Source organism: Nocardia neocaledoniensis (genome assembly GCF_003182135.1).
Classification (GTDB): Bacteria; Actinomycetota; Actinomycetes; order Mycobacteriales; family Mycobacteriaceae; genus Nocardia; species Nocardia neocaledoniensis.
Map to the genome: position 1 here is coordinate 341,294 of NZ_QGTL01000003.1, position 9,812 is coordinate 351,105.

Sequence of the window (9,812 nt, forward strand, 5' to 3'; positions counted from 1 at the left end):
CTACTCGGGCCGCCACCCCCCACCGGGAAGCCCCTCGAGGAGCGCACCGACAGCCTGGGTCAGGCGGTGGTCGGTGCCCGGCGTGATGGTCGACCACACCTGCCCGTCGGGCGCCGTCATCGGCGCTACGACGATCCGGCCGCGCGCGGTGTCGTACACCGCGACCGCGCCAGGGGCTCGGGTGGTCAGCCCGTCGTGGTGGACTTGGGCGACGATCTCGGTGTAGCCACGGCAGCTGCCGAAGGCCGCGCCGAGCACGGTCGCCTGGTGCGCGTCGATACCGAGCGCGTACATCGCGTCCACGTACTGGGAAGTGGTCTCCGCGGCGTCGAGGCGCGCCGCCAGGTCGTCGGCAGCGACACTCACCGCGGCCACCTCGGCCGGCGCGCAGCTGGGCAGCGCGGCGAGCAGCAGGCGGGCGAGTTCACGGTCGGAGCCGTCGATGGAGTCGGTGCTGATCTCGAAGGTGGCGCCGGTGCGCACGGCGCTGGCATGGCCGGAACCGCGGCGCGCCAGGCAGATTCGCCGCCGGTCCTCCTCGCCGTAGCTGCGCGCGACGAGCTCGGCGTCGGGTTGGGCCAGCGTGTAGAGGGCGTCGGCGAGTTCGGGCTCGACGTCGCCGTAGGCGTCGAAGACACCGAGGGTGGTGAGTTCGGCGACAGCGGCGTCCCTGGCCGCGCGCCAGGCGTCGAAGGTGTCCTGCTGCGGGCCGACCGCGAGGACCAGCGGCAGCGTCTGCACGCCGAGCCGGTCGGCGACGGCCAGCAGCGAGTCGTTGGTGAGGGTCGTCATGGTCGTCCCTCCGCGGTGGCGGTGCCGCCGGTCTGCGGCGCGCTGCGCTCGGCGACGCCGAGCACGGCGGGCGCGGCCTGGATCTCGCCCTCGGCGACCAGCTGGTCGGACTCCTCGTAGGCGATGCCCGCGCGGGGGAAGCGGGCGGCGGAGTCCTGCGCGCCGGGCGCCATGGCACCGGGAACGAGCGGCGCCGCCTGGCCTGCCGGGGTGGCCACGGGTGTCGGCTGCGCGGTGGTGGTGCCGACCGCCGTGGCGGACTGGACGAAAACGGGTGCGCGATAAGCGGTTTGCACAGGAGCGGGCATCGAGGGCAGCGCGCCGAGGCCGATCGCGCCGAGGCCCGGCATGGCCGCGGCGCCCGGCGTCGGCGTGGCGGCGTTCTGCCCGGACTGCTCGCCCGCCAGCGCGGCTTCGGGCGCGATCGAGGGCGGCGGCGCGTGCAGCCACGGCGTCGCCAGCGGTTCGGTGGCGGCCTCGTAGCTGCGCATCACCCGGGAGGCGACGGCCTTGGCCACGTCGGCCTCGGCGTCGGTCTGCGCCGCGATCGCCTTGATCGGGGCGCCGAGAGCGGTGCCCACCTGCTCCAGCGCCTGCTGCATCGCGGTGATGGCGGCGATGTCGGCGGTATTGGGCATGGCCAGCGCCGCCACCTCGTAGGCCATGACCTGTGCCTGCAGCCGCGCGGCGTTGGCGGTCGCGGCGGCGGCGGTCTCGATCAGCCATTCCCGCAGCGTCGAGATACGTTCCCACACTTGCTCGCTGCTCCCGGACTTCCAGGAGCCACGCAAGGTCTGCAGCACCTGCTCGTAGTCGAGCACGGCCGCGCCGAAGGCCGCGGCGAGCCGCGTCCAGGCGGCGGCCGCGTCGGCCATCGGCATCGGGCCGGCACCGGTGGTGAGGTCGGTGGCGAGCTTGTCGGGCTCGCGCGCCTCCCACACCACTCCGGTGAAGCCGGGCTGCGGTGGTTCGATCATCGTCCGTTGAAGCCGCTGGTGTTGTCGGTTTCCATCTGGTCGAACTCGCTGACCTGCGCGCGCAGCGTGGCGGCGAGCTTGCTCATCTCGTGCGCGCCCGCCTCGGCGCCGGTCAGGTAGTCGTCGGCGACACCGTTGGCCGTGGTCGCGGCGCGTGCCGAGACCTCGTCGGTGCCCGCGGGCGCCACGTGCAGGGCCGGCGCGACCGCCGTCAGCTCGGTGGTGAGCCGGTCGGCGATGCCGTCCAGCGCGGCCGCGGCTTTGCTCGCCGCGGTCGAATCGAATTCGAAGGTATTGCTCATCTGTCGCTCCTGTCGTGGTGCCGCGTCACAGTGAGAGTTCTTTGTCCGGCGGCGCGTCGGTGCCCACCGGTTCGGCGGCGCCGACGACCGGGGTCGCCACCCCCGCGATCTGGCCGACGACCTCGTCGCCGTGGTTGCCGGTGACCAGCTGCGAGTGCACGGCCTCGTTGCCGCCGCCATCGACCGCGCGCGCCATCGGCATGCCCGCGCCCGCGCCACCCATCGGCATGTAGCCCGGCGACGCGCCGCTCGCCGATGCCGTGGTCATGTTCGTGCCGCCCGAGGTGGTGCCAGCGCCCGCGACCGCGCCGGTGCTGCCGACCGTGGACAGACCGCCGCCACCGCGACCGCCCTGCCACGGACTCAGCGGCGAGGAGGCCGCGCCCGCGCCACCGATCGCGCCGATGCCACCGACCACACCGCCGCCACCGCCCGCGCCACCGGCGGCGGCCAGCTCCTCGGCCGATTCCGCGCCGGTGCCGGAGATCTCGGTGCCGGTCGCGGTCGAGTCCCCGGTGCCGGTGGCGCTGGTCGAGAGCGAACTCACCTGCCCGGCCAGGGAACTCAGCGACGAGGCCGCGGTGCTCGCGGTGCTGATCAGCGGGGAGATCAGGCTCATCAGCTGGCTCAGCGACTCGCTGCTCGCGTCGACGCCCGTCGGCGCGTTGGTCACCTGGACCTTCTCGCCTGCCTGCGTCATCTCGCCACTGCGCGCGACCATCTCGGCCTTGGTCTCGGCGGTGATGGCCAGGCCCTCGGCCATCGCCTCCATGGTCGCCGCGATCAGTACGGCCTGCCCGCCCGGCGTCGCCGCGTAGAGCGGGGCCAGTGCCAGGGTGGCCGAGTAGCGCGCGATCACCGCGGCCAGCTTGGCGCCACCGACCGCCACGTTGCCCGCCGCATGGGTGAGCACCGCTTTCTCCTGGGTGCTCTGCGCGGCGAGCTTGGCGCCGTCCGCCTGGGCACTGGTGGCCTTGTTCGTCGCCTCGGTGGCCGCGGCGCTCTGCCACAGCTGCATGACCGTCTGCAGCGCGGTCGAGCCCAGCGACATCACCGTCTCCAGCACCGAGCTGATGTTCGACAGCGCCTCGGCGGGATTGCTCGAGGTGCCGGTGCCCGAGGTGGAGTTGGTGCCGCCGAGCGCACCGGTGCCGAACGCGGACGCCAGGTCGGTGAGCGGGCGCATCAGCGCGGTCAGGTCGATCGTCGGCAGCGCGGGCATCTCGGGCAGCTGGATGAACTCGGGCAGCTGCGGCAGCTGCGGCAGGCCCATCGAGCTGAGTACCTGGCTCACCGGCTGATCGAGCATCGGCGCCAGCGAACTGCCGCGCAGCAGTTCGAGCACGGTCGGATCGACCGACGCCGCCGCGCCGGTCGAGTCTCCCCCTGGGTAGGTCATGGCTACTGATCGACCGCCGCGATGCCCAGCTTGGACGCGCCGTCGGCGCCCTCATAGGTCGCGGCGGCCTGGGTCGCGGTGAGCGCGGTGCCCGCGTGTACCGCGGCCAGCTCGGCCATCGAGGTGAGGTGATTGGCTTGCGCGTAGGCGAACGACAGCAGGAATTCCTGCCCGATCAGGCCGAACACCGGCACCGCGGCGGCCATGGTGGCGGCCTGGTCGACCGCACCGGCTTGGGCGACCCCCGCCGCCATGGTGGCCGAAGCACCCGCGTACGCACGAACTGCCTCGGGAACTACCGCAACGTGATTCATGGCTCTCGTCCAATCTCGAAACAGCCCATGGTGTTTCGTTACTTTATCTACCCGTCGGAAACCGGCGCCACACTAATCGGCGGTGAAGATCAGTTGAATCTCACGTGCCGGCTCGGTTGTAGGCCGTCACCAGCTCGGCGCGTTCACCGAACGCGCGGTGCGCGGCAGCCTGTGCGGTCTGGGTCAGCACCCGCTCGAATTCGGCGGGTGAGAGCTTCGCGATCGCCCCGGTGAGCTCCAGGCCGACCAGCGCCCCCGCGCCGTCGACGGTCACCGTGACGGCGCCGTCGGGCGAAGTTTCCTGTGCCCGGATGTCATTGGTCGCCTCGGCCAGATCCTGCAGGCGATAGAGCTGCCCCTGCACCTTCGCGATCAGCTCGTCCATGGTTTCGACCATCGCCGTGTCCTCCCCTCTCGCTCGCTAGACCGACCGTAGCCAGCTGTCGGGCTCGGTGTCGTATTCCTGCTCCTCGACGATCTCGGCCGCGGCGACCTCGGCTTCGGTGGGCAGTCCGGTCGCCGCGAGCAGCGCCGGATCGAACCCCGCTTCCGCCAGCTGGTTCCGCCGCGCGAGCCCGGCCCGCTTGGCCGACTTCTGGCACAACCGCAGGATCTCGGCGGCCAGATCTCCCGGATCACGCCGTAACTGATCGGCGTCCACGGTGATCCCCACCGGCAGTCCCTGCTCGGTCGTGCGCACCACGATCGCGCCGGTCAACGACGACGCGCTGAATTCGGTCGGAAACTCGTCCATGGCTCCCCCTCCCGTCTGGCCGACCATCACTACGCCCGATCATCCCTGATGGCTCTGACAACTTCCGCGATCTGGCTGTTGATCAGCGACACCACCCGCCTGCGATCGGCGCCCACCGCGACCGGCGGTGTGCCCGGCACGATCACGTAGCGACCGTCGTCGGTCAGATCGCGCCAGCCGAGCCGCAGTCTCACGATGCCACGCGGACCGAATCGAGACCAGCCCTGTTCGACATCGATGAAGCCGTCGCGGTCCAGGCTCGCCTGCTGAAAGGTCTTCGTCTGCACCGCGGCGTCGTCGTCGTAGTGCTGGACGAGGGAGCGGCCGTAGGAGTGATCGAACTGGCCGTCGGCCGGTTCGTCGAGGGTGATTTCCCGGCTGCGGCCCGGTTCGGCCGCAGGCAGCTGTCCCGCGACAACGTCACCGAGAGCCAGCGCGTCGTGCCGGGTGATGACGAATCCGTCCGCGTGATACAGGGTCCGGCCCGGACGCTGGCGCACGAGATAGCCGACGTCCCCTTTGCGTACCGCGAGCATGCGCACCGAAAGCGTGGGATCGGTGAGTCGTTCGCCGCCGCCGTACCCACGCACGATCACCCGGATATCGGGTTTGGTGAGCACCCCGATGATGTCGTCGAGCTCATGACCCCAGCGCCGCTTGATCGTCAGCCAGTCCTGCCTCAGCGCGAACTCCGCTTCGTCGGCCGAGCACGGCTCACTGGAGTGGATGAACGGCTCCGGCATGTACTCGGCTTCGAGCCCGGCCCACAACGCTTCGAACTCCGCGCCGGTGAATTCCCATGTGGGCGTCACTGTTCCACCACAGGTCTGGCGACGATCGGGGCATCGCCGAGCGCTTCGTCCAGGTGCTCCACCGAGTCGAGGTAGTCGGCGCGCTTGTGCTCCTTTTGCTGGCCCTGCCCACCGGCGCCGGCACCACCCATCGGCGCCATCGGCATACCGCCCATCGGCGAACCCGCGGCCGACGAGGCGACGCCCGCGCGGAACGCGGATTCCATCCCGGCGGTGGCCGACGCGCGCGGGAACAGTTTGGAGGCGCTGTCCAGACTCGGAGAGAGTGGAGTAGCTCCCGCACCCGCGCCACCGCCGCCCGAACCCGAGCCGCCACCGCCACCGCCCTTGCCTGCGGCGCTGAGCGCTTTCTTGGCCTGTTCCTGCAGCGAGCTGAGCCCGGCCGCGCTCGGGATCCCCGCGAGCGAACTCTGTTCCGCCGCCGAGGAAGCCTGTTCCAGCGCGGACTGCGCGGCGGAACTGGCCTGTTCTAGGCCGGATTGCAGGGCCGAGGTCAGCTGATCGGTCGAGGACGAACCCGAACCCGAGCCGGATCCCGTCGAGCCGTTCGAACCGAGCCCGCCGTTGCCGTTGGTGTCCGCGCTGCCGTTGCCCAACTGACTACCGGACTGCTGTTGCTGCAGTTCGGCCATCGCCTTCTTGAACGCGGCGGAGGTGTCGCCCGAACCAGAACCCGAACCAGAACCGCTTCCCGAACCCGACCCTGAGCCACTTCCGCTGCCGTTTCCGGAGCCGTTCCCATTGCCGTTGCCGTTGCCGGTCCCACCTCCGGACGTCGGCGCGGTCGGCTCGGGCAAGGCGGCGATGTGACTCGAGGTGGCATTGACCCCGGGAACGTAGGTCGACATCAGCACGTTCCGCCCGTTTTTCGCGGCCTCTTCCTTGGCAGCCTGCTGCTCGCTCGCCTGGACAGACGACGGGATGTACAGCGTGCTGTCCAGCCCTTGTTTCGTAGCGGAGAGCCACCCGGCCGCGTACTCCAGCGCGACAGAAATCTGGCCCATCTGCTCGATCAGCTTCTGGTTGCCTTCGTGGTACGCGTTCATGGCCGCCCTGGCCCGGGTGGCACCGCCCGGGCTCGTCCAGTTCTTCGAGCTGTCACCGACCTTCGTGTTCAGGTCGTCGAAAGCCGGCTTCACCTGGTTCTTGAGCAAGGTCCAGTCCGCGGCCGCCGTCCGCAATCTGGCGGGCACGCCCTCGATGGAGATCCGGATCATGTTGAGCTCCTCATAGCTGTAGGAGCCAGGATTCTCCGCGGTCACCTTGGATGGATCGAAGTTCTTGCCATTGGTGAGCTCGTTCGGAATGTTCGCCGAGCCGGCGGCCGGCATCGGCACGAGCGGCGGAACCTTGGTGGTCACGCCGGGGAGGTACGGGGGTGCGCCCTGCGACACCGGAGGGAAGGCGGTGACAGGCGCGGAGGAGTTGACCTTGTCGCCCTTGGACTTGCTCTGCTCGATGGTCGTGCGCAGCTGGTTCATGTCGACTTCGCTGGCGTTGTCGGCACCTTTGTAGCTCTTGGCCGCATCCATGAAGGTGGTGGCGACGTCGTCGAGGATCGTCTGGTGCTTGCCGAGGACGGTCGCCAGCTCACCGGCCTTGTCCGAGAACTGTTTCGCCAGCTGCTGCCCCGAATCCAGCGAGGAGAACCTGGCGAGCTGTCCGACCAGGTCGGTCGACAGCTTGACCGAGTTCACCTTGATCCTGGCATCGGTGGCCGCGTTCACCAGATTCGGCAGCGCCGACGGCTCGAGGATCAGTGCCCCGTCCGAAGCCGATGAGCGTAGGCCCGACCACTGTTGGGCCGCCGATGGTCCAGTCGGTGTCATGTCCGAGAGCCTCCCTGTCGTCCTGATCACCACCGCCCCGCCGCGCGGCGCTCCCAGGACACCGCCGATTCGCACGGCTTGCTAACGATTCTACGGTCTGTCAGATGAATTCCGCATGTACAGCGGCGATCCCGCCGGTGGCGGGGGCGCGAGCATCCGGGTCACCAGCCTGCGTCGGTGGCGGTGCGCGAGGGGTCCCGCGAACCGTCCTCCTCATCGGACGGGAGTCGTTCGCGCTCCGGCGAATTCGGGGGCTCGAGGGAGGCCTCGACCGGCTGCGGGATCGCGAATCCGTCCATGTCGTCGACGAGTTCGGTGATCTTGGGCAGGCGGGAACGTTCGCTCTGGATCGGCGCCATCAGCTCCTGCGTCTTGCGAGCGACCTCGGCCGCGGCCTGCTGGGCGGCCTCGGTGACGGCCTTGGCGATCTCGGTGTAGGTGAGGTCGTCGATGTCGGGGGTGAACTTGGTCTCGATCACCTTGTAGTCGGCGTTGACGGTCACCGTCACCCGTTTGCGCACGGTGGCGCTGGCGATGATCTTCGCGCGGTCCTGCTGCACCTGCGCGATCGCCTTCATCTGCTTCTGCACCGTCTCGAAGATGTCGGCCATCTGCGCTTTGGCGTGTTCGTTGGTCATGGGTGATGTCCTCTCACTTCGCCAGGCCGACGGTGTGGGTGCCGAGCAGACCGGCGAGATTCAGCTCGAACCAGGCGGAATCGACGTTGTAGACGTCGGCGGGGAAGACCCTGGTGAACGCTTCCCGCGCCACGGCGGCGCGCTCGGCGGCCTCGACCAGTCCGAGGACTGCTTCCTTCTGGGCCTGCGAAGCCTTCTCGCCGAGCAGACCGGTCAGCACGTCGACAACGGTCCTGGTGTCCCACATGCCCGGCACGGCGGACGCGAGTGCGTCGGCGCCCGGCGAGGCACCGCGATACCAGCGGCCGCCCTCCCACCAGTAGCAGAAGGTGAGCAGCCCGTTCTCCGCGCGGCGGTTGATCACCGGCGCGGCGACCCAGTCCGGCGCGCCCTGGTAGAAGTCCGGCATCGGCAGGTCTTTGTTGTAGACGGCGTCGAGTTCCGGTGCGTTCCACACTCCGCCGGAGAGCACGGCGCGGTCGCCTGGCAGCAGGCAGAGGGTGGAGCCGCTGAACTTCGAGCCCTCGAACACGTGGAACGCGGGGGTCACCCGCGGCCCCCACTTGGAGCCGACCGCCACGAACGCGGCGGCGATGAGCGCCCACCGGCGGGCCATCAGGTCGAGCGCGGGGAACTCCACGTCCGGCGCGGAGCCGATCGGGTTGCGACCCGCGGCGGCGTCGGCGCGCGCCTGTTCGGCGGCGGCGAGTGGACCGCGCAGCTGCCGGTTCTCGTGGTGGATGTAGGCGGCCAGCCAGACGGGCAGCCGGTCGCGCGGGTAGATCTCGATGTCGGTGCGGTACACCGTGGGCGGGAAGAGCTGGTCGTCGGGGAACGGCTCGTCGCCGTAGTCGAAGTCGACGTCCATCCGGCCCGCGCTGGTCAGGGTGAGCAGGTAGCGCCACCACGGCCCGTCGCCCATCGTCGCGGACACGTGCCGGTGTTCGCGCAGCAGGTCGAGCAGTTCCGGGCTCGGGAACACCCGCGCGAAACGTTCCTGCTCGTCGTGGAAGACGACCATCGACACCTCGGCCGCCGCGGTCATCGCGAACGACGCCTCCACCTTGGTCCACCCCGGCGGGCCCAGCGCCGCCAGTGTTTTGGCGATGCGATGGCTCAGCGCGGCGGCCCGCTCGGGGATCCCGTCGTCGTCGGCGATCACCGTGGTGAGGGAGAATCCGACATCGGGATCCCCGGCCAGCTCGTCAGCCACTGCGTACTCCTTTGCCTAATCCCGGTTCTGGCCGTACCGCGCGACAACGGCGCCGGTCTCGTCCCATGTCGTGCGGGTGAGCAGCGCGCCGCCGGGACCGAAGACGGTCTCCTCTTTGGGGTTCCCGCTCGGGAACCAACTGCGCCACGTGCCCGCTTCGCGCCGGTCGGCGTATTCACCGGAGTAGCGCGGGGTTCCGTCGAGGTACCAGCCGCGGATCGGTCCGTCGCGGTAGCCGTCGGTGTAGGTGGACAGCTCGGTGATGGCGCTGCTCGGCGCCGGACGGCGGAACTCCTGACCGGTGAACGGGGCGCCGCGGTAGTACATGCGGGCCTGCTCGTCGTCCCAGCGCAGGTCGGGGTCGTCGGCTGCGACCGCGTCGGCGGCGATGCCCTTGCGGGTGCGCTCGTCTTCGAATTCGACCAGCTCGCCCGCCTCGTTCCAGTGCGAGTGGGTGAGCAGGGTGCCCTCGATGTCGTAGACGTCCTCCAGCCTGCGGGTGCCGTCGGGGAACCACTCCTGCCAGGTGCCCACGGGGCGGTTGCGGTAGAACTCGCCGTTGTAGCGCATGGTGCCGTCGGGGTACCAGCCGGACCAGTCGCCGTCGCGCTCGCCCTCGTCGTAGCTCCAGTACTCGCGCCAGGTGCCGTCGGGACGGGTGATGGTCACCGCCCCGCTGTACGGCTCACCCCGATACGACAACTTGCCGGTCGCCGCGTCGACCTCCACGTCCGGATCGCTCAGTTCGATCGGATCGTCACTCACCTGGGAAACCTCTCCGA

Annotated in this window: 12 protein-coding genes; all 12 read right to left on the bottom strand. The window is 70.0% G+C overall.

Features of this window, described 5'->3' with window-relative positions; translation table 11 throughout:
* Positions 1–792 (bottom strand): ESX secretion-associated protein EspG, encoded by a 792-nt coding sequence (locus tag DFR69_RS09775; protein ID WP_110037156.1) that lies wholly within the window; start codon positions 790–792, stop codon positions 1–3.
* Positions 789–1,769 carry a PPE domain-containing protein gene (locus DFR69_RS09780; protein WP_110037157.1) on the bottom strand — a complete coding sequence of 327 codons (981 nt, stop codon included), beginning with the start codon at positions 1,767–1,769 and terminating at the stop codon, positions 789–791. Before DFR69_RS09780 ends, DFR69_RS09775 begins: the two co-directional genes overlap by 4 nt.
* Positions 1,766–2,071: a PE family protein gene (locus DFR69_RS09785; RefSeq protein WP_110037158.1), complete on the bottom strand. Its 306-nt coding sequence runs from the start codon at positions 2,069–2,071 to the stop codon at positions 1,766–1,768. Before DFR69_RS09785 ends, DFR69_RS09780 begins: the two co-directional genes overlap by 4 nt.
* A 25-nt stretch (positions 2,072–2,096) precedes the next feature.
* Entirely contained in the window at positions 2,097–3,470 is a 1,374-nt protein-coding gene (locus tag DFR69_RS09790) for a hypothetical protein (RefSeq protein WP_110037159.1), read from the bottom strand.
* Positions 3,471–3,472: 2 nt separating this feature from the next.
* Complete coding sequence (locus DFR69_RS09795; protein WP_110037160.1) at positions 3,473–3,784, bottom strand: type VII secretion target; 312 nt, start codon at positions 3,782–3,784, stop codon at positions 3,473–3,475.
* A gap of 100 nt (positions 3,785–3,884) precedes the next feature.
* Positions 3,885–4,181, bottom strand: a complete 297-nt coding sequence (locus tag DFR69_RS09800) for a YbaB/EbfC family nucleoid-associated protein (RefSeq protein WP_110037161.1) — start codon at positions 4,179–4,181, stop codon at positions 3,885–3,887.
* 24 nt (positions 4,182–4,205) lie between these two features.
* On the bottom strand, positions 4,206–4,538 hold the full coding sequence (locus tag DFR69_RS09805; RefSeq protein WP_110037162.1) for a hypothetical protein: 333 nt from the start codon (positions 4,536–4,538) through the stop codon (positions 4,206–4,208).
* A gap of 29 nt (positions 4,539–4,567) precedes the next feature.
* Complete coding sequence (locus DFR69_RS09810; protein ID WP_110037163.1) at positions 4,568–5,350, bottom strand: ESX secretion-associated protein EspG; 783 nt, start codon at positions 5,348–5,350, stop codon at positions 4,568–4,570.
* Positions 5,347–7,179: a hypothetical protein gene (locus tag DFR69_RS34385; RefSeq protein WP_167456211.1), complete on the bottom strand. Its 1,833-nt coding sequence runs from the start codon at positions 7,177–7,179 to the stop codon at positions 5,347–5,349. Before DFR69_RS34385 ends, DFR69_RS09810 begins: the two co-directional genes overlap by 4 nt.
* Positions 7,180–7,340: 161 nt before the next feature.
* Positions 7,341–7,817, bottom strand: coding sequence for a YbaB/EbfC family nucleoid-associated protein (locus DFR69_RS09840; RefSeq protein WP_110037167.1), 477 nt, complete (start codon positions 7,815–7,817; stop codon positions 7,341–7,343).
* Between the two features lie 13 nt (positions 7,818–7,830).
* The gene (locus DFR69_RS09845; protein WP_110037168.1) at positions 7,831–9,030 is read right to left on the bottom strand and encodes an antitoxin YezG family protein; all 1,200 of its coding nucleotides are present in this window, start codon (positions 9,028–9,030) and stop codon (positions 7,831–7,833) included.
* 15 nt (positions 9,031–9,045) lie between these two features.
* On the bottom strand, positions 9,046–9,795 hold the full coding sequence (locus DFR69_RS09850) for a toxin-antitoxin system YwqK family antitoxin (protein WP_110037169.1): 750 nt from the start codon (positions 9,793–9,795) through the stop codon (positions 9,046–9,048).
* Positions 9,796–9,812 lie beyond the last annotated feature (17 nt).

What these genes read in the sequence shown, in the direction of transcription:
- DFR69_RS09805 (WP_110037162.1), bottom strand. Translation starts at nt 4,538, where the DNA reads ATGGACGAGTTTCCGACCGAATTCAGCGCGTCGTCGTTGACCGGCGCG.
- DFR69_RS09780 (WP_110037157.1), bottom strand. Translation starts at nt 1,769, where the DNA reads ATGATCGAACCACCGCAGCCCGGCTTCACCGGAGTGGTGTGGGAGGCG.
- DFR69_RS09790 (WP_110037159.1), bottom strand. Translation starts at nt 3,470, where the DNA reads ATGACCTACCCAGGGGGAGACTCGACCGGCGCGGCGGCGTCGGTCGAT.
- DFR69_RS09775 (WP_110037156.1), bottom strand. Translation starts at nt 792, where the DNA reads ATGACGACCCTCACCAACGACTCGCTGCTGGCCGTCGCCGACCGGCTC.
- DFR69_RS09795 (WP_110037160.1), bottom strand. Translation starts at nt 3,784, where the DNA reads ATGAATCACGTTGCGGTAGTTCCCGAGGCAGTTCGTGCGTACGCGGGT.
- DFR69_RS09785 (WP_110037158.1), bottom strand. Translation starts at nt 2,071, where the DNA reads ATGAGCAATACCTTCGAATTCGATTCGACCGCGGCGAGCAAAGCCGCG.
- DFR69_RS34385 (WP_167456211.1), bottom strand. Translation starts at nt 7,179, where the DNA reads ATGACACCGACTGGACCATCGGCGGCCCAACAGTGGTCGGGCCTACGC.
- DFR69_RS09840 (WP_110037167.1), bottom strand. Translation starts at nt 7,817, where the DNA reads ATGACCAACGAACACGCCAAAGCGCAGATGGCCGACATCTTCGAGACG.
- DFR69_RS09800 (WP_110037161.1), bottom strand. Translation starts at nt 4,181, where the DNA reads ATGGTCGAAACCATGGACGAGCTGATCGCGAAGGTGCAGGGGCAGCTC.